Genomic DNA, 19,873 nt, shown 5'->3' with positions numbered 1-19,873 from the left:
CGTACTGGCCAGCGCCTCCACCACCGGCAAAAACGTGCTGCCGCGTTTAGCCGCGCTAAAAGACGTCAGCCAGCTGTCGGACGTTATCGCCGTGGACAGCGCCGATACCTTTAAGCGTCCGATCTACGCCGGTAACGCCATTGCGACGGTGAAAAGTGACGATGCCCTCAAGGTCATCACCGTGCGCTCCACCGGTTTTGATGCGGTTGGCACCAGCGGCAGCGCGACGGTGGAAGCCGTCGACGTAGTGGTGGACAACAGCCAGTCCAGCTTTGTCAAAGAGGAGCTGGCGCAGTCAGATCGCCCCGAATTGGGCGGAGCCAAGGTGGTGATCTCCGGCGGCCGCGGCATGGGCAACGGCGAAAACTTCAAGCTGCTCGACGGCATTGCCGACAAGCTGGGTGCCGCCATTGGTGCTTCCCGGGCCGCGGTAGACGCAGGCTTTGTGCCCAACGATATGCAGGTTGGCCAGACCGGCAAGATCGTTGCCCCAGATCTGTATATCGCCGTGATCAATAAAGACGACGAAGCACCGATTTTCCAGGTGGCGGATTACGGCCTGGTGGGGGATCTGTTTGAGATCCTGCCCGAGCTTGAGAGCAAGCTGTAAATGCTTCTGGCATCCACGTATTGGTCGGAACAACCCGTAGCGGGGGTCTTTCGCCATGGCCGGAAAAAGTTCCCGACGTTTCTGGCATTTCCGCCATCCATGGCGGTCAGATGGCGAAAGTAGCGCCCATGGATGGGTTCACAGCGCCCCCGCGTAGGGTTGTTCCGACCATGCCATTGTAGTGTGACATCTTCTTGAAAGGCTCAGTGGAGCCTTTTGCAGTATTGCCTCACAATAACAACCAGCGAGTTTCCCATGCTAACGCGTCTAACCGCTTCATTAAACCTGCCGGTGATCGGTTCACCCATGTTTATCGTCTCCGGGCCAGAACTGGTGATTGCCCAGTGCCAAGCGGGCATTCTGGGTGCTTTCCCCGCGCTCAACGCCCGACCTGCTGACGTATTACGTGAGTGGTTACAGCAGATCACTCAAACCCTGGCCGACTATGACGCGCAGCACCCCGAACAACCCTCAGCGCCCTTTGCGGTGAACCAAATTGTGCACCCCACCAATGATCGTCTAGAGCACGATGTCGCGTTATGCGCCGAGTTCAAGGTGCCGCTGGTCATCACTAGTCTGCACGCGCCTAATCAAGTGGTGGAAAAGGTGCATGCCTATGGCGGGCTGGTGTTTCACGATGTGACCACGTTGAGGCACGCCAAGAAAGCGATCGATGCGGGAGTTGATGGGCTGATACTGGTCTGCCACGGCGCGGGCGGCCATGCCGGGCGGTTAAACCCCTTTGCGTTTGTGGCGGAGGTGCGCCGCTTTTACGATGGCCCGTTAGTGCTGGCGGGGGCGATTAGCAAAGGTGAACAGATCGTTGCCGCCCAGGCGCTAGGCGTGGACTTGGTGTATATGGGCACGCGCTTTATCGCCACCCAAGAGGCAAACGCTCAAGCGGCCTATAAACGGATGGTGCTGGACGCAGCGGCAGGCGACATTGTCTATACCAACCTGTTTACCGGCGTGCACGGTAACTATCTGCGGCAAAGTATCGAGCAGGCGGGATTGGATCCTGATGCGCTGCCTGAAGGTGATAAAACCGCTATGCGTTATGGCTCAGGGGGGAGCAGTAAGGCAAAAGCGTGGCGGGATATCTGGGGCGCGGGGCAGGGCGTAGGCGCTATTGCCTCTATGCACAGCGTGGCCGAAGAAGTGGCCACGCTGCGCCAGGATTACCAGAAAGCGTTAGATCATTTACGGCGGCTTTGACGAAACGCCGCCACCCGGGTGTGAAAATCTTCCGACGCCTTGCACTGATCTTGAAGCTCGCCCTCTAATTGCATCGTGTTATTTAGCTGGCGCTGGGCAGCTTCCCGTAAGGCGCGTTTGGTAGCGCTTAACGCCTGGGACGATTGACTCACCAGTGCTTGCGCCAACGACCAAGCTTCGTCTAGCACTTGGTTATCTTCGACGACGCGGTTAGCCAATCCGAGTTCGACGCAGCGCTCACCCGAAATGGGGGTTGCCAAGGCGGCCATTTCAAACGCCTGAGCATGGCCAAGCTGGCGCACCAGATGCCAGCAGGCACCGCCGTCAGGGATGAGCCCAATATTGATAAAGGCAAGCTTCAGGTAGGCGGAGTGGCCCATCACCACCATATCGCTGGCGAGCACATAGGAAACACCGATGCCCGCAGCCGCACCGCTAACCGCTGCAATCACCGGCTTATTCATTGCCATTAGGCTACGCAGGGCAGGCAGAAAGAGCGTTTCCAGCCGTTCGCTCGCAGGCTGAGACGTTGCCTTCTCAAACTCTGCCAGGTCAGCGCCGGCGCAAAATGCACTACCTTCACCGCGTAGAATCACACAGCGAACTTGCTCATTGTCCGCCACCGCCGCCAGCGCTTCATTGAGTGCCAGAGCGGTGGCTTCATTCAGAGCGTTGCGTACTTCTGGACGTGCAATGGCGACTTCGACGATACCGTTTTCAATAGCGCTGACAGTCACTAACTTGCCGACGTAATCTGACATGTATCGCTCCCTAATTAACTTTTCTGGCAACGTTCTCAGGCAACCTTTAACAGCTCGCTGACCGTTTCGAGATGGTAGTCGCTGTCGCCCAGGTAGTGATCGAACATCACCAGATGCTTGGCGTAGCTAGCGACATAGCACTCTTCGGTCATACCCATCGCCCCATGCAGCTGGATCGCCTGTTCGGCAATAAAGCGAGCTGATTCACCACAGTAGGCTTTGGCCGCGGCAATTTTGTAATCCCGTTCGCTTGCAGGGAGCGCGAGGCTAGTGGCGGCTAAAATCGCCATGGAGCGGGACTGCTCCAGGTGCAAGTGCATATCCACCATGCGGTGCTGCAGGGCCTGAAAGGTCGAAAGCGGTACGCCAAACTGCTTGCGCTCTTTTAAATAAGCGAGCGTTTGGTCGCAGGCCTCCTCCATTGCGCCGATGGCTTGGGCGCAGAGCGCTGCGCGACCAACAGCCAGTACCTCCGCTAGCACATCGCTAACATCTTCACTCAGGCAGTTGGTTAACGGCAGCGTGACGCTGTCCAGGGTCAGATCGCCGGCGGGCTGGTCGTCGATAGTGCGATATAGGTGCGTAGATGTGCCCGGTGCATCCGCTGGCACAATAAATAACCCTAGCTTGCCGCTGGCTAATTGAGCGCTGACCAGCGTAGCCGCAGCGGCTTCAAGGTTAAGTACCACGTGTTTTTTACCATTTAACTGCCATTGGTCGCCTTGCTGGGTAGCTTGGGTAGCTACCGTAAAGGCGTCGTAGCGGGCGCCAATCTCCTGCCAAGCAAGCGCCAACTGATGCTCACCTTCAAGCAGTGGGGCTAGCCACCGGGTTTGCTGTTCGCTGTTGGCGGTAAGCGCCAGTAATTGTCCGGGCAGCACTAGGCCAGCCAGATAGGGTTCGGGCACTAAGCCTCGTCCCAGTGCCTGCATAATAATCATCAGGTCGGTGCCATCGCCCCCTAGCCCGCCAACGTCTTCGCTGAAGGGCATATGCAGCAGTCCCAGCTCGGCAAAGGTGCGCCATAGTGCAGAAGAGCCGTTTGGGGCAGCGGCCAGCATAGTGCGGCGCTGCTCGGGAGAAATCTGGTCGGCCACCAAGCGGGTGAGCGTCTCTTCAAGCATGCGCTGCTCGTCGGTTAAAGCAAAATCCATGGTGACCTCACATGTTTAAAATGGTTTTGGCGACGATACTTTTTTGTATTTCATTGGCGCCGCCATAAATCGACAGCTTGCGACGATTGAAGTACTGGGCGCTGGCGGCCGCGCTTTGGGCGCGCTCGTCATCCAGGCTGCCTTCGCCATGCAGGAAGTCGGGGAAGAATGGCAGCGCAGCAGGGCCCAGGGCGCGCCGGGTAAGCTCACTTAGCTCCTGGCGAAGCTCGGAGCCGCGCACTTTTAGCAGCGAGCTCTCTGCGCCGGGCACACCGCCATCTTGGGCAGCGGCAATCACGCGCAGGTTGGTCACTTCCAGCGCCATTAGTTCGAGTTCCGCTTTCACCACCCGCTGACGGAAGCTGGGTAGCTCCAGCAGCGGTTTGTCGCGATGCTGAATCCGGCTCGCCAGCGACTTCAAGTGGCGCAGCGCCTGCTTGGCGTGACCAAGCCCCGCAATCCCCGTACGTTCGTGGGTGAGCAGGAACTTAGCGCAGGTCCAGCCCTGGCCCTCTTCACCGACGCGGTTGTCGACGGGTACGCGCACGTTATCTAAAAAGATTTCGTTAACTTCGTGGGCACCATCAAGGGTAATAATTGGCCGCACGGTGATACCCGGTGTCTGCATATCAATCAACAGAAAGCTGATGCCCGCCTGCTTCTTGGCGTCTGGGTCGGTGCGTACCAGGCAGAACAGCATGTTGGCGTGCTGGCCCAGGGTGGTCCAGGTCTTCTGACCATTGACGATATAGTGGTCGCCATCACGCACGGCGCGGGTATTTAGGCCCGCTAAATCAGAGCCAGCGCCGGGCTCTGAGTAGCCTTGGCACCACCAATCCTGATTGCTCAAAATGCGCGGCAGGTAGTGCTGTTGCTGCTCGACAGTGCCGAATTTCATGATGACGGGAGCCACCATGTTAACGCCGAAGGGTACGACTGTAGGTGCATGGGCAGCAGCACACTCTTCGTCGAAAATATGCCGCTGTACCGGCCCCCAGCCTGGGCCGCCGAACTCTTTTGGCCAGTTAGACGCCAACCAACCCTGTTCGCTAAGAATATTCTGCCAGCGCAGGTAGTCATCAGCGCGCAGATGGCGGCCCAAGCGCACGCGCTGGCTGATATCGCTGGGCAGTGCATCGGCTAGAAAACGGCGAACCTGTTCGCGAAATGCCTGCTCTTCGGGGCTAAAGGTGAGGTTCATAGGGGGGTGTCCTTAAGGGTTGATTGACGGTGAGGCCCACCTAAGTGACGCGGGTATCCCAGTACTTCCACCGCCAACAAATCGATATCGCTCTCGCGGTAGCAGAAGCCGTTCTTTGCGATGCCGACGCTCGCCTGTTCAAGGGCAGTTTGTTTGTCGCTCGCTGTAGCCTGCTGGCTAGCAAGTTGCAGCGTATTCAGAAGGCTTTGCTGTCGGCTGACCACAACGTTTAACCGCAATGCTTTAAGAGTGAGTGCCGCTCGCTGTTGGGTAAGTGGCTCTGCGCTTAAGTTGACCAGCTCTACCATGCTGCCGTTTTCAGCAACGATAAGGCTTAGCGCGCTATCGCTGCCGCGGCTGATGCCAATGTTTTCTAGTGCGATGGTAGGGAGCGCTGTGCCTGATTCCCTCGCTGCATTTGGCGCCAACAGGTAAAGCTCAGTAGCGTTGTCTGGTGCACTGGTTAGGGTAATACCCGCCTTTTGTGCGGCTTTTTGCAGGCGCTCAAACAGTGGATCTTCGCCGATTAGCGCAACGTGTTTAAACGCGTCGGCTTTCTCAACCTCAGGCACCACATGGGGGCTACGCGCAGCGAAAAAGAGATGAATAAGTCCGGCGCGTTGAGGGGAGTCCATACAGGCCAAAAACAGCTCCCGCTCACGGCGCAGGCCGTCTTGGAGTGATTCAGCCGTCACAGAGGCCTCCACAGCTTCCACAATGCGAAACGGTGAGAAGAGTTCGGCAGCGTCTTGATTCAGCCGTTCCAACATAGCGGAGATTGCCTGGGGATTAGCCGCTGGCGCTGGCAGTTGGCCCGTAACACGTGCCATTGGGTTGTCTGCAAGCACTGCTTGGGCCACAGCTAAACCCGCTTCAAGCGGTGTTTCAGCACTGCTAATGGCGTCGATAATGCCTGCCTCAAGTGCTTCTTCTGCTTCCACAAAACGCCCGCTGGTGATCATCTCTAAGGCGCGCTCAACGCCTACTAAACGCGGCAAACGCTGGGTGCCACCAGCGCCAGGCAGTAGACCCAGCTTAACCTCCGGAAGACCCACCCGGGTTCCCGCCAGTGCCACTCGATAGTGGCAGCCCAAAGCCACTTCCAATCCACCGCCCAGGGCTGTGCCGTGCAGGGCGGCAATCAGCGGTTTTGGGCAGGCTTCCAGTTGGTTAATCACATCGGGCAGCAGAGGGGCTTGAGGCGGCTTACCAAACTCACGAATATCTGCCCCGGCAATAAAGGTGCGGCCATCGGCGAGCACGACCAGCGCTTTAGCATCTGCGTCAGCAACACCCTCTTTAAGCGCATCGACTAAGCCACTGCGTACCGCGTGACTTAAGGCATTGACCGGCGGGTTGGCTATTTGAATAACGCCTATATCGCCGTGACGCTGATAATGAACGGACATAGTTAGGCTCTCGTATTTCGCATGATAGTGAATTGAAAAGAGTACGCTTGGCGCCCCATCTGTTACGCAGCAGAGGCGCTTTGCGAACGCCGATTGTGGCGCTGGCTTAAGCGTGCCATCAAAACACCGGGTACCAGCGCGGCTGCGGCCAGACCGATCAATTCCCACTGGCTAAGCGGCACCATCCCACCACCCGGTAGCGCCAGGAGCAGGCCAGCGATCAGTATCAGGGCACGAATCACGATCTCTTGCAGCGCGCCATAGCCCAGTCGACCAACCCCCATCAGGTAGCCTTGCATGGCGGAGGCAAACAGAATGATGCCGAGCACGGCCTGGATAAACACGGCCACGATCACCAGCGGTGCGCCCTGCATAATCAACGCCGGATTAAGCACAAAGAGGAAGGGGATAAAATAGATCACGCTACCCAGGCGCATGGCCTGCAGGCCCGTTTCCATGGGCCGGGCACCGGCCACGGTGGCGGCGGCAAAGGCACCGAGTGCGACCGGCGGAGTAATAAAACTCAGCATGCCCCAGTAAAGGATGAACATATGTACGGCCATGGGATCCAGCCCTCCGCCTTGAATCAGCGCGGGGGCTAGCGCAACGGCAAGGAAAATATAGGCGGCAGTCACGGTCATGCCAATGCCGAGTACGAAACTGGTCACGGCGCCCATAATCAGTAGCAGCGGCACGCTGCCACCGGCAATATTGATAAAGTCGTTAGCGATGGTGCCGGAAAGGCCGGTCATCGAAAGTGCACCCACCAGCATGCCCACGCCAGCCAAAATAGCGATTAACTCGGCAAACAGCTTGGCCGCAGACGACAGCGTATCGGCTACATCCTTCCAGCCCCAGCGGTTATGTTTGGAAAGCTGGTTCAGCACTAACAGCAGCGCGGTGGCGTAAAAAGGCGCTACGGCTTCGCGCTGCATAATCAGCAGCATCCAGACTAATAACGCAAAGACAAAAATAAAGTACCACCCCTCTTTGAGAGTTTGCCAAAGCGAAGGCAGCTCAACGGCGGGTAAGCCTTTAATGTCGTGGCGGGCAGCGTAGGCATCAATCTGAATAAACAGACCCAGGAAATACAGAATTGATGGAATCACGGCGGCCAGCGCCACAGCGGAGTAGGGGATGTCCAGAAACATCGCCATGACAAAGGCGGTGGCGCCCATAACAGGGGGCATCAATACGCCGCCGGTTGAGGCGCAGGCTTCTACACCGCCCGCAAAGGAGCGGCTCATACCGATACGACGCATGGCGGGAATCGACAGCACGCCGGTGGTGAGTACGTTACTGATCACGCTGCCGCTCATGGAGCCCATCAGGCCACTGGAGAAAATCGACACCTTAGCAGGGCCGCCGCGTACATGACCCAGCAGCGCAAAGGCCAGATTAATAAAAAACTTACCGCCGCCGCTTTTCTGCAGCACGACACCAAACACCAAAAAGCCAATCACCAGGCCCGCGAATGCCTGCAGCGGCACCCCCATGATGCTTTCGGTACTCATGGTGTGGTACATGGCGGTTTGTTCAAGGGTGGAAGGAAACGCCTGGATAGGGCCGGGGACGATATCGGCCACCAGCGGATAGAGCGAGAATACCCCGGCAATAATCGCAATGGGTAAACCACCCGCCCGGCGTGCTGCTTCGATAATCAGCAGCCAGTAGGCGTAGCTGGCATAAATGGCGATTTCGGGTGCAGAAAAGGCCCAGCCGCGCTCCAAAATGGGCACTGCGTTGTAAACAAAATAGCCGCCAACGATAAGCGTGATGGCGCTCAGCGTGTAGTCATACCAGGGAATGGGCTGCTCTTGTTGGCGACTGCGCATGGGCCAAAGCAAAAACACCAGCGGTAGCAGCAGCGCCACAACGGCGTAGTAGAACTGCGTCTCCAGACCCGTAACGAAAGTCAGTAAGCCAACGTTAAACAGATAATCCAGGGTCATCGCCATCAAAATGACGGTGACCGTGGCGGGAATCCAGCGTAGCGCAGGAGGAAGCTGACGAATTTGGCTGATCTTTTCTTTAACCTGCTGATTATTGGCAGGCGAGGTATCTGTGGTCATGGGGGACATCCGTCAATCAGCAGGGGGCGGCAAGTGCCGCCCCGTGGTGTATCACTCGAAGATCGGTTCGAAACCGGCATCGCTCAGCGCGGTGGCACGGGCTTCCATCCAGCCGGTAGTAAATGCCTCGTCCTCACTGGGTGCGTCCTGCATAAAGCTTTCCCAGGCGGTTAAAAGCACGTTCTGACGCTCAACGAGCTTGTCCTGATGAGCCTGCATTTCATCAGTCCATACATCGATTTCTTTGTAGTACTCCACGACCGCATCGTGGAACGGCACTACCCATTGAAGATCTTGTTGCTCTAGTGCATAGCCAAGTGCGCCTGGAGCGTTGTCTTTATAGTCATCAAAGTTTTCCTGCATGGCCTTGATCAGGCCATAAGCCACGTTGTCGTCCAGGTCTTGGTTGGCGACAACAATAGGGTAAGGGTAGCTAGCGCTAGGCACCGGGTTTTCGGCGCTGATGCCGCCTGCCCCGGAAGTGACTTCGTGAGGGCGGAAGTAGGGCGCCACCGCAGCCATACGCTCCCAGCCTTCGTCGTCGTTGGGGTCTAGCACCGGCCAGCTAATGCCGCGAGGGCTACTGGCCAACTGCTGGGCGGGCGGGGTGACCGTTGTGGTAAAGGAGGCATCCACATCGCCAGCGATAATGCCGTCGAACGAGCGGCCGTAGCCGGGGTAATCAACCCGCTCTACGTCATCCCAGGTTAAACCGCCAAAGGCGAGGTACGCCTCTGTGCCTTTATTGAGCGCATCGTCGCCACGGATATAGGCGATGCGTTTGCCCGCCAGGTCAGCGGGCGTTTCAACGTCCAGGTCGCCCGCGACCGCAAGAGAGAGGCCAAAAGAGGCGGTGGAAGTGGTAATCACGCGTAGCGGCTGAGGGCCCCAGTCACGGTCGGCAAACATCATTACACCTTCCGCGCCGTAGTAGCTGGCGATCCCGCAGGCACAAAGGTCAACGCGGCCCTGCTTGAGCGGCGTCATGCGTGATACATCGTTATCACCCGGCAGAATACGTACAGACGAATCGTATTTGTTCTGCAGCATATTGCCGATGGCGACGGCCTGAGCATAGCCACTTGAGTTGGTGCCATAGGCTGTCCAGGCCATGGTGCCGGGCAGTTCAATTTCACTAGCGTGGCTGACTGCTGCGCCGAGTAACGATAGAGGTAAGGCGGCAACAAGTAGGCGGTGAGCGAAGGGGCGCATTGGGATGCTCCTTTATTGTGGTTGTAGTGACGTTGATGGTTATGGCTGGTTGCTATTTAACTTAGAGTGTTTTGCTATGCGGTATTGTATTTTGCTAAATGGTCGAGTGATAGTAGAGAAGCCGCTGGGTGGCTGTCAATGCCGTTGTTAGCAGCGGCGTCCGTTAGTAAACAACCGGCATAAAAAAACCAGGCAATTGCCTGGTTTTCAGAGTAATGGTGAGTGCTATCCAGCTACGAGAATTCTCGCCAAGCGGCGTAGGTGCTTAGAAATACCCGTCCGGTAAGCGCCTCTAGGAAGTCACTTTTCTTCAACTGATCCATCACCGGGCCTTTTACCTCGGATAAATGCAGTTTTACATCGGAGTCTTTTAAGCGCGCATTGATAGCATCCAGGCTCTCTAGGGCCGAGGCATCGATCAGGTTGACCGCCGAACAGATCAGCACAACGTGCTCAAGCTCGGGTTGGCTCGCCACCAGGTTATAAACGGTGTCCTCCAAATAGCGTGCGTTGGCAAAGTAGAGGCTCTCATCGATGCGCAAGAGGGCAACGGTATTGACCGTTTCGACATCGTGGCGGGTAGTGTTTCTAAAATGTTCGGTACCGGGCACACGACCTACCAAGGCGCTATGGGGGCGGCTGGTGCGGTACAAAAATAGCGCAATAGAAAGTGTCACACCGCTAATGATGCCGGCTTCAACGCCTTCGCACAGCGTGAGTAGAATCGTCACCGCCATGGCGGCAAAGTCGCTGCGGGAGTAGCGCCAGGTTTGGCGCAGCATGGGGATGTCTACCAGTGTCAAAATCGAGACGGTGATTGTTGCGGCCAGGGTCGCGATGGGCAGATAGTAGAGCCAACCGGTAAACGACATGGTGACCAGCGCAATACCTAGCGCCGCAAAGGCACCGGCGGCAGGTGTTTGCGCACCCGCATCGTAGTTAATAACGGTGCGGGACAGACCACCGGTTACCGGCATACCACTGGAAAACCCGGCGGCTAAATTGCTGGCGCCCAGGCCCACTAGTTCCTGATTGGGAGAGATGCGCTGGCGCCGTTTAGCGGCCAACATCTGGCCCATGGAGACCGACTCCACAAAGCCGACCAGGCTAATCAGCAGCGCTGGGATTAGCAGTGCCCGCCATAGCGAGTAGTCCGCCCAAGGAAAGCTTAACGAGGGTAAACCACCGGGAATTTGCCCTACTACGGAGACGCCTTTATCGGCCAACTGCCAATGCCAGGTCACCAGGGTGGTAATCACGACCGCAAAGACTGGCCCCGCTTTGGCGATCAAGTCCGCCAGAGTGCGTGGCAGGCCCAGCGTGAGCAGGGCGGCTTTACCGTGGCGCCGCATGGCAATCAAAAACAGCAGGGTTCCACTGCCAATCAGTAGGGTGGGTAAGTTAAAGGTGGTTAAGTTTGGTACCAGGGTGATAAGACGTTCCACCAGGGTAAAGCCACTGCTCTCAACCCCCAGTAGGCTGCCAAGCTGGCTGGCCGCAATCAAAATACCCGACGCCGTTAAGAAGCCGGAGATAACCGGGTGGCTTAAAAAGTTGCTGAAAAAGCCCATTTTCAGCAGCCCCATCACGACCAGCATGCCACCGGAAAGCAGTGACAGGATCAGCGCTGCCTGTAAGTAGGTCTCCGTACCCGCGGCTGCTACTGAGGAGAGCGCGGCACCGGTCATCAGCGCGATGATTGCCACCGGCCCGACCGCGAGGGTCTTACTGGTGCCAAACAGGGTATAGATCAGTTGAGGCAGGATGCTGGCGTAGAGCCCCACTACCGCGGGTAGCCCGGCTAGCAGCGCATAGGCCAGCGATTGGGGAATGACCATCACGGTGACGATCAAGCCCGCCAAAAGGTCTGCCCCCAATAGGCGTTTATGGTAGTGGGGGAGCCATGTCAGGATCGGCAAGTAGCGCTTTAGCATGGGGTCCTGGTGTTGTAGAAGTGGCAGAACCAAGAGAGTAAGGGATATTCCATTTCATTGCAGTGCTTATATTCATTTTTACTGCGGTAACCCAATGATGACCAAGCGCTTATAGGATTTGTGTCTTCTCCAAAAGTGCTACTTCCTTCCCCCAAAGTGCTACTTCTTTCATAAGCGTTACACGCTAAGCTTAGTCGCAAAGGGGGTTGAACCCCTCAGAAGTAGTATTTTCGATACTCAATAACATCAATAAAAGAGTACAGCTCATGCGCTTACTGCGATTGTGTGTTCCGGTGCTGTTTGTAGTGCTGTCGATAGGGCTTGCCATACAAGGAGGGCTCTGGCGTTATCTGGCACTTCTATTCGCCGCGCTAGGCGGTGGCGCTATGCTACTCAGCGTACTGGAAGGCGTCTACCGAGCCGACCAACGTCGCCTGGAACAGCATCGGCTTGGCTTTAAGCCGCTGCGTGATTACCGTTCGCTTCGCGCCATGGCCTACAGGTTAATGAACCGCGCTAGCAGCACAGCGATTGCCTCGGCAGAAGTGTCGCACTATGCCGATCTGATGGATCAGCGCCTCTCAAAGCAAGAAACCATGGCTCGTGAAGCTTCATCGAGCATGACGGCCATTAATGCAGCCATTATGCAGGTGAGTGCCAGCGCCAGCCAAGTGGCAGCGCTGGCAGAGAGCGCCCGGGAGGCCAGTCATCACAACCATGCTGAACTGGACGATATTATTCAGGACATGAGCGATGTTGCCGACCGCTCAAACCAAGCGCTGGAAATGCTGACCGCGCTGAACGATAAAATTGAGCGTGTACGTAACGTTACTTCCATGATTGAGGATATCGCCGAACAAACCCATCTGCTGTCGCTCAATGCGTCAATTGAAGCGGCCCGAGCGGGTGAACACGGGCGAGGGTTTGCAGTCGTCGCCGGCGAAGTGCGCAACCTGGCACTCAAGACCTCTACCGCAACGCAAAGTGTCGATGAGCTGGTTAAGGATATGCATCAGAGCGGCCAGTCGGTCGTCGCCACTATGGGCCAGTTAATGACCCGTATCAGCAAGCGCTCCAAGGGGCTACAAGTGGTCGGCAACAGTCTGGGTACGATGACTCAAGAATTCGACCAAGTGCAGAGGGAAATTACCCGTGTTGCCGATGCCATGGAAAACACTCGCCAACATAGTCAAACCGTGGCGGACAGCCTGAGCCAGTTGGAAGATGATGTCGATGAAGGCAATCGTAATATGCATGATTTGGCCGAGCAGGCCCGGGCATTGATGGAGGCTGCCGAAGGGGTCGATGGTGAACTGGCTCAACAGCATTTGGAGGGTCGCCACCAGCAGGTATTCCACGCTGCACGATTAACCGCCGATAAGTTGGGTAAGCTGCTGGAAAAAGCGATTGCCCGCGGGGAGCTTTCAGACACCCACCTATTCCAGCCCCATTATGAACAGATTCCGGGTACGCAGCCGCCGCAATATAAAACCGGCTTTGATAGTTTCACTGATAGGTACCTGCCCGATTTGCAAGAGCCTTTGCTCACGCAGCTAAGCTTAAGCTATGCCATTGCCTGTGACCGTAAAGGCTATGTGCCGACCCATAACAAAGCGGTCAGTCTTGCACCAACCGGTGACTACGCGCACGATTTAAAGTTCTGCCGCAACAAACGCATTTTCGATGACCCGACGGGCAGCCGATGTGGGGCTCATGAAAAGCCGCTGCTACTGCAAACTTACAAGCGCGATACCGGCGAAATCATGCACGACCTCTCTGTGCCGGTGTATGTGCAGGGTAAGCACTGGGGCGGATTCCGGGTTGGCTACCAGCCTGAGCGTGATATAGCGACTCCCCCTGCGTTGCAGTCAGAGGCCGCCCCAGTACCACCGCTTGCACTAACCAGCCGTAGCGTAGCGCGGGCGTGATTGCCATGCCGACCAGGAGTAGAGCGCGAGCCCGATCCAAATAAGCACAAACGTTGCCAACTGAATAAGGCCCAGGGGCTCGCCGAACACGGTTAAGGCAATCAGAAACTGAATGCTGGGGTTGATGTACATCAAAAAGCCCAGGGTTGCCAAACGCAACCGGCGTGCCGCGCCGGCAAAGGCCATTAACGGCAGCGCGGTCAAAGCCCCACTGGCGATCAGCAGGCCAGTCGATGACGTATCTTGAAGAAAATGCGAGCTGCCGTTCCAGCTTAACCAGGTCAAGGCGATCAGGGCGAGGGGGAATAGCAACAGGGTTTCCACAAACAGTCCCGATAATCCGTCCAGTGGCACCTGCTTACGAAACAGGCCGTAACTGCCGAAGCTTAACGCCAGTAGTAGACTAAGCCAGGGCAGTTCACCCAGCATCACAAATTGCGTGGCAATGGCCACGCTGGCCAAGCCCAAGGCGACCAGCTGCAGCTTGGCCATCACTTCCCGAAGTACCAGCATGCCTAGCGCGACGTTCACTAATGGCGTTAAGAAGTAGCCCAGGCTCGCCTGCAATACCTGCTTCGACTCCACTGCATAAATATAGATACCCCAGTTAAACGCAATCAATAGCGCACAGGCCAACACCCGACCAAGCCGCTTGGGTTCCCCCAATGCGGTGACAACGGGCGGCCAGCGGCGCAGAAGGGTAATCAAGCCGACCAGAAATAGACACGCCCAAATGATACGGTGAATCAATATTTCAAAGGCGGGAATGCCGTCAAACAGGGCAAAAAATAGCGGAAAGCAGCCCCACATGGTGTAGGCGGTTAGCCCATACATAACGCCTTTGACGGCATCTGGGTCGCGTGTTGGAGTAGGAAGCATAGCAGCCTCATTATTTAAAGATGCTAATCTAGCATAAACGTTGTCTTGAGACTGACGAATTGGAGGTGTTAAGTGAGTCAACTTAGGAACACGCTAGTGCAGTGTGATCTGCGCTGGGAAGATCCCCAGGCCAACCACGCTCATCTTGAGAAGTTGCTGGGCGAGCTGGATAGCCGCGACACGGATCTTATTGTATTGCCTGAGATGTTTGCCACTGGCTTTACCATGAATTCCCGCGAAATGGCCCAGCCGATGGCGGAAAGTCAAAGCGTTGCCTGGCTACAGGCCCAGGCGAAGGCGCGCAACTGCGTGATGACCGGCAGCGTGGCGATCGAAGAGGACGGTGAGTTTTATAACCGCTTGATTTGGGCAACGCCGGAGGGGGTGTTAACCCACTACGATAAGCGTCACCTATTCCGTATGGCCGGTGAGCATGAGCGCTACGGTATGGGCAGTGAGCGTAAAGTGGTAGAGCTCAATGGCTTTAAGCTGCTGCTGAGCGTTTGCTACGACCTGCGTTTTCCGGTGTGGATGCGTCAGCAGCCAGCAGAAGGGAAGCATTTCGAGTATGATGCGCTGCTGTGTATCGCCAACTGGCCAGCACCGCGTCGTCATCCATGGCGTACGCTGCTACAAGCCCGTGCGGTAGAGAACTTAAGCTATGTGATTGGCGTTAATCGCGTTGGAGAAGATGCCAAAGGGCTTGCCTACAGCGGCGACTCCCTGTTGGTCGACTTCAAAGGTGAAGCGTTAATTGATAAACCTGCCCATACCCCGTTTATAGAGACGGGCACGCTGGATAAAACTGCCCTTGATGCTTTTCGTGAAAAATTTCCTGCCTGGCAAGATGCCGACCACTTTCAACTGCTGCCAGGAGTGGGTTAATGATGCGCCTTGATCGCTTTTTGAGTGAAACCACGCCATTAACCCGTAGCCTGGCTAAGCGGGCACTCAAAAATGGTGAGGTAACCCTCAACGGCGAGCCGATCAAGCAGTCGGCGACCCAGATCGATACCGATAACGATGTGGTGGTGCTCAACGGCGAGCGGTTGGCGCTGGTAGGGTTGCGCTACATTATGCTGCACAAGCCCGTTGACGTTGAGTGTAACGCCCGTCGCGGGCTCTATCAAAGAGCAATCGACCTGATTGATCTACCCAAAGCTGATCGATTACAGCCGGTAGGGCGGTTGGATGTGGATACCACGGGACTGCTGCTATTAACCGATGATGGCCAGTGGTCGCACCGTGTCACGTCACCGCGCCATCGCTGCGCCAAGGTGTATATCGCCGAGCTAGCGGAACCGATGGAAGGCGCGACGGCGGAGTGGGCGATTGGTCAAGTCACCGATGGCCTGATGCTGGATGGAGAGGAGACCCCGACGCAGCCCGCAACACTTAGGCTGCTTTCGCCCACCCAGGCAGAACTCACCATTACCGAAGGGCGCTATCACCAGGTGAAGCGTATGTTTGCCGCCTTGGGCAATCACGTGAATTCACTGCACCGCAGCTCTATCGGTGATTTGGCTTTGGATGCCAACCTGGCGCCCGGCGAGTGGCGAGAATTAACCGCCGACGAAATCGCGCTTTTCTGAGTCCTTGCTTAAGGTCTCTATTAGCCGCTTCCCAAAAGGGTAAGCGGCTTTATTTTATCTGGATATTTATACCGTTATCTTAGTTCTGCCACCAACAATAGCAAGTATCGTGACTCGATAAAGTTAGTAAGTCAGAACTAGTGAGTCAGATGCGCAGCGGCAATCAACGCTTGAGTATAAGCGTGCTGTGGCGCTGAAAGCACCTCTAGGCAGGGGCCTTGTTCGACCACTTCGCCATCCTTGAGCACCATAATACGGTGTGCCATGGCACGCACAACGGCTAAGTCATGGCTTATGAATAAATAACTTAGCTGACGGCGTGCCTGCAAATCGCGCAACAGGGCGACTAGCTGCTTCTGCACGGTACGGTCTAACGCCGAGGTTGGCTCATCCAGCACCAATAGTTCCGGTTCTAAGATAATCGCTCTTGCCACGGCAATGCGCTGGCGCTGACCGCCGGAGAACTCGTGGGGGTAGCGCGCGGCACAGCTCTCGGGCAAACCTACCTCGTGCAGCGTTTGATTAACCCGCTGGGTGACTTCTTCAGTGGTGAGATGGGGGTAGTGAAAGCGCAGCCCCTCGCTGACGATATCAAACACTGGCATACGCGGTGAAAGCGCGCCATAGGGGTCTTGAAACACCATTTGCAGGCGATGGCGGTGGCGGCGTAACGCATCGCCGGTTAGGGCGCTTAGTTTATCCTTGCCAAGGGTAACATCGCCTTGGCTAGTGACCAGCCGCATGACCGCTGACGCCAGCGTGGTTTTACCTGAGCCGGATTCACCGACAATGCCCAGGGTTTCCCCTGGCGCGATTTGGAAATCTATTGGATGCACCGCCACAAAAGCAGGGGGCTGGCGCTTAAATAAGCCGGTCTTAGGGCGCTTAAAGCTCACGCTTAATTGACGAGCGGTCAGTAGCGGCGCTGTATGCTCTATAGCTTGGGGCCTACCTTCCGGCTCAGCGGCCAGTAGCGCTTTAGTGTAATCGCTTTGAGGGTGCTGAAAGACCTGCTCCACCGGGCCGATTTCTTGAATACGTCCCTGGTACATCACGCAAATGCGATCGGCATGGCGGCGCACCAGGTTTAAGTCGTGGCTGATAAACAGCATGCCCATGCCATGATGATCGCGTAGTTCACGCAGCAGGGCGAGAATCTCCTGCTGTACCGTGACGTCCAGCGCGGTGGTGGGCTCATCGGCAATCAGCAGTGAGGGATTGTTGGCAATCGCCATGGCAATCATCACCCGCTGGCGCTGCCCACCCGAGAGCTGGTGGGGCCAGGCATCCAACAATTCGTCCGGGCGCGGTAGTTTCACTTGTTCCAACAGTTCTTTGCAGCGTTCCCGGGCCGCCTGGCCCCGCAGTCCTTGATGCAGTCGCAAGGCCTCACCAATCTGCTTGCCCACCCGATGCAGGGGGTTGAGCGAGGTCATCGGCTCCTGGAAGATAAAACCGACGCGATTGCCACGCACCGTGTTCCACTCAGTTTCCGTTAAAGTGGCCAGATTGGTATCACCTAGCCAGCGTTCGCCTTGAACGCTGGCATTACTGGGCAGCAAATTCACCATGCCCAGCGCCGATACCGATTTACCCGAGCCGGACTCACCGACAATGGCCAGGGTTTCACCCGCATGGAGGGTTAGCGAGAGTGCATGCACTACTGGGGTGTTATCAAAAGTGACATCAAGGTGTTCAATGCGCAGCAGGGGATTAGGCATGCTGGGACTCCTGGGCTGGGCCTGCTTGGCGCTGTTGTACGTGGCGGGGATCAAAGGCGTCGCGCAAGCCCTCGCCGATAAATACCAGCAGTGACAGCATGATGGCCAGTGTCATAAACGCCGTGATGCCCAGCCAAGGGGCGTGTAGATTATTTTTTCCTTGGGCAGCAAGCTCACCCAGCGAGGGAGCACCCGGCGGCAGGCCGAAGCCGAGAAAATCCAGAGCGGTCAAGGTGCCAATGGCGCCGGTAAACAGAAACGGAATAAACGTCAGCGTGGCGACCATGGCATTGGGTAGCACGTGACGCCACATGATCAAACGTGACGGCAAGCCCATGGCTTTGGCCGCGCGCACATACTCCAAATTGCGTGCACGCAGGAACTCGGCACGCACGATATCGACCAGGCCCAGCCACGAAAAGAGCAGCATAATCCCCAGCAGCCACCAAAATCCCGGCTGAACAAAGCTGGCTAAAATAATCAGCAGGAAGAGCACCGGTAAGCCGGACCAAATTTCAGTGACTCGCTGACCGATCAAATCAATTTTGCCGCCAAAGTAGCCCTGTACTCCGCCGACTACGACACCGACGACTAGCGATCCTGCGGTGAGTACCAGCGCAAAGGCTACCGAGAGTCGAAAGCCATAAATCACCCGTGCGGTCACATCCCGGCCCTGGTCATCGGTGCCTAGCCAGTGGCGGCTATCCGGCGGGGCCGGAGAAGGGCGGGTCATATTCATGTCCAGGGTCTGATATGAAAACGGAATAATGGGCCATAGCGCCCAGCCATGATCATCAATTTGTTGCTGAACAAAGGGATCCAGATAGTCCGTTCGGGTCGGTAGAAAGCCGTCAAACTCGGTTTCTGGGTAGTCCACCAGCATGGGAAAGTACCACTGGCCGTCGTACTGCATGATGATCGGTTTGTCGTTGGCAATTAGCTCGGCAAACAGGCTAAGAATAAACAGCGTGGCAAATAACCAAAGTGACACCCGGGCACGGCGATTGGCTTTAAAAGCGGACAGTCGACGGCGAGTGATAGGCGATAAACGTGATGATAAAGAGGCCATTATCACGACTCCCGAGTCGAAAAATCGATACGCGGGTCTACCCACACGTAGGTCAAATCGGAAATCAGCTTGAGGATTAAGCCGATCACGGTATACAGGAATAGGGTGCCGAAAATCACCGGGTAATCCCGCTGCATGACCGCTTCGAAACCGAGCAGGCCCAGCCCATCCAGGGAGAAGATCACTTCGATAAGCAGCGCCCCGGTGAAGAAAATACCGATCATGGCGGCGGGTAGACCCGCGATAATAATCAGCATGGCATTGCGAAACACATGGCCGTAAAGCACGCGCCGCTCGTCGGCCCCCTTGGCGCGGGCGGTAATGACATACTGCTTGTGAATCTCATCGAGAAAGCTGTTTTTGGTTAGCATCGTCAGCGTGGCAAAGCTGCCAATCGAGGCGGCGATAACCGGCAGTGTGATATGCCAGAAGTAGTCTTTGACCTTGCCCCAGGCTGAAAGCTGGTCGAAGTCGGGTGAGGTCAAACCGCGTAAAGGGAATAAGTCCCAGTAGGTGCCCCCGGCAAACAGGACAATGAGCAGGATGGCAAACAGGAAGCCCGGAATGGCATAGCCGACAATCACTAACCCCGACGACCAGACGTCAAACCGGGAGCCGTGGCGTAGCGCCTTTTTAATGCCTAACGGGATAGAGATTAAATAGACCAGCAGTGTCGTCCAGAGCCCCAGTGATATGGAAACCGGCAGCCGCTCAATCATCAGCTCTGTGACCGGGCGGTCACGGAAGAAACTGGTGCCAAAATCGAGGGTGAGGTAATCCGCCATCATGCCGATAAAGCGTTCGTGGGCGGGTTTGTCAAAACCAAACTGCTGCTCCAGCTGCTCGATAAAGCGCGGATCAATGCCCCGGGCACCTCGGGAGTCATCGCTGACCTGGACATCGGCGCCCCCCATATCCAAGCGAGTGCTGGCCATGGCGTCGGCGCCTTCAAAACGCGCCAGCATCTGATCAATTGGCCCACCCGGCGCCGCCTGAACAATAATAAAATTGAGTAGCATGATCCCGAAAAGGGTCGGAATCATTAGCAGCAGTCGGCGTAGGGTATAACGGGCCACAGAGCACTCCGAGGTTTATGACGATGAAACCGTTGAGGAC

General features: G+C 56.4%; 16 protein-coding genes. 5 read left to right on the top strand and 11 right to left on the bottom strand.

The window, feature by feature from the left end; translation table 11 throughout:
• Positions 1-610 (top strand): electron transfer flavoprotein subunit alpha/FixB family protein (locus RO22_RS23235; protein ID WP_041159504.1); only part of this gene is annotated, 610 nt, incomplete at its 5' end.
• A gap of 255 nt (positions 611-865) precedes the next feature.
• A complete protein-coding gene (locus RO22_RS23230; protein WP_022523331.1) occupies positions 866-1,825 on the top strand; it encodes an NAD(P)H-dependent flavin oxidoreductase in 960 nt (319 codons plus the stop codon).
• Here the strand turns inward: RO22_RS23230 and RO22_RS23225 are convergent.
• The 7 genes from RO22_RS23225 to RO22_RS23195 all read right to left on the bottom strand — a co-directional run bounded on the left by RO22_RS23225 (position 1,807) and on the right by RO22_RS23195 (position 11,568).
• Positions 1,807-2,586: an enoyl-CoA hydratase/isomerase family protein gene (locus tag RO22_RS23225; RefSeq protein WP_022523332.1), complete on the bottom strand. Its 780-nt coding sequence runs from the start codon at positions 2,584-2,586 to the stop codon at positions 1,807-1,809. The two genes, RO22_RS23230 and RO22_RS23225, sit on opposite strands and share 19 nt — an antisense overlap.
• Positions 2,587-2,621: 35 nt before the next feature.
• A complete protein-coding gene (locus RO22_RS23220; RefSeq protein WP_022523333.1) occupies positions 2,622-3,740 on the bottom strand; it encodes an acyl-CoA dehydrogenase family protein in 1,119 nt (372 codons plus the stop codon).
• Between the two features lie 7 nt (positions 3,741-3,747).
• Entirely contained in the window at positions 3,748-4,941 is a 1,194-nt protein-coding gene (locus tag RO22_RS23215) for an acyl-CoA dehydrogenase family protein (protein ID WP_022523334.1), read from the bottom strand.
• Positions 4,938-6,350 carry an enoyl-CoA hydratase/isomerase family protein gene (locus RO22_RS23210; RefSeq protein WP_022523335.1) on the bottom strand — a complete coding sequence of 471 codons (1,413 nt, stop codon included), beginning with the start codon at positions 6,348-6,350 and terminating at the stop codon, positions 4,938-4,940. Before RO22_RS23210 ends, RO22_RS23215 begins: the two co-directional genes overlap by 4 nt.
• A gap of 62 nt (positions 6,351-6,412) precedes the next feature.
• Complete coding sequence (locus RO22_RS23205; RefSeq protein ID WP_022523336.1) at positions 6,413-8,422, bottom strand: TRAP transporter permease; 2,010 nt, start codon at positions 8,420-8,422, stop codon at positions 6,413-6,415.
• 51 nt (positions 8,423-8,473) lie between these two features.
• Complete coding sequence (locus tag RO22_RS23200) at positions 8,474-9,634, bottom strand: TAXI family TRAP transporter solute-binding subunit (protein WP_022523337.1); 1,161 nt, start codon at positions 9,632-9,634, stop codon at positions 8,474-8,476.
• A gap of 233 nt (positions 9,635-9,867) precedes the next feature.
• Positions 9,868-11,568, bottom strand: a complete 1,701-nt coding sequence (locus RO22_RS23195; protein WP_022523338.1) for a SulP family inorganic anion transporter — start codon at positions 11,566-11,568, stop codon at positions 9,868-9,870.
• Positions 11,569-11,834: 266 nt separating this feature from the next.
• Between RO22_RS23195 and RO22_RS23190 the strand changes: the two genes are divergently transcribed.
• Complete coding sequence (locus tag RO22_RS23190) at positions 11,835-13,496, top strand: methyl-accepting chemotaxis protein (protein WP_022523339.1); 1,662 nt, start codon at positions 11,835-11,837, stop codon at positions 13,494-13,496.
• On the opposite strand, the gene rarD is transcribed toward RO22_RS23190, so the two are convergent.
• Entirely contained in the window at positions 13,467-14,375 is a 909-nt protein-coding gene (gene rarD / locus RO22_RS23185; protein ID WP_022523340.1) for an EamA family transporter RarD, read from the bottom strand. The genes RO22_RS23190 and rarD overlap by 30 nt on opposite strands.
• A gap of 72 nt (positions 14,376-14,447) precedes the next feature.
• On the opposite strand from rarD, the gene RO22_RS23180 reads away from it, so the two are divergent.
• Both RO22_RS23180 and RO22_RS23175 read left to right on the top strand, forming a co-directional pair.
• On the top strand, positions 14,448-15,260 hold the full coding sequence (locus tag RO22_RS23180) for an amidohydrolase (RefSeq protein ID WP_041159503.1): 813 nt from the start codon (positions 14,448-14,450) through the stop codon (positions 15,258-15,260).
• A gap of 2 nt (positions 15,261-15,262) precedes the next feature.
• On the top strand, positions 15,263-15,967 hold the full coding sequence (locus RO22_RS23175; RefSeq protein WP_041159510.1) for a pseudouridine synthase: 705 nt from the start codon (positions 15,263-15,265) through the stop codon (positions 15,965-15,967).
• A 137-nt stretch (positions 15,968-16,104) separates the two neighbouring features.
• Here RO22_RS23175 and RO22_RS23170 read toward each other — a convergent pair whose 3' ends face one another.
• From RO22_RS23170 to RO22_RS23160, 3 genes are read right to left on the bottom strand one after another with little or no spacing between them, the layout of a single operon-like run.
• Entirely contained in the window at positions 16,105-17,688 is a 1,584-nt protein-coding gene (locus RO22_RS23170; RefSeq protein ID WP_022523343.1) for an ABC transporter ATP-binding protein, read from the bottom strand.
• Positions 17,681-18,757, bottom strand: a complete 1,077-nt coding sequence (locus RO22_RS23165; RefSeq protein ID WP_022523344.1) for an ABC transporter permease — start codon at positions 18,755-18,757, stop codon at positions 17,681-17,683. The genes RO22_RS23170 and RO22_RS23165 overlap by 8 nt, the downstream gene beginning before the upstream one ends.
• Before the next feature lie 2 nt (positions 18,758-18,759).
• Positions 18,760-19,833 carry a microcin C ABC transporter permease YejB gene (locus RO22_RS23160; protein WP_007114307.1) on the bottom strand — a complete coding sequence of 358 codons (1,074 nt, stop codon included), beginning with the start codon at positions 19,831-19,833 and terminating at the stop codon, positions 18,760-18,762.
• Positions 19,834-19,873 lie beyond the last annotated feature (40 nt).

Source organism: Halomonas sp. KHS3, from assembly GCF_000830495.1.
Lineage (GTDB): Bacteria > Pseudomonadota > Gammaproteobacteria > Pseudomonadales > Halomonadaceae > Vreelandella > Vreelandella titanicae.
Note: the sequence above shows the minus strand (reverse complement) of the source record. Positions and strands in the feature narration are given on the sequence as shown.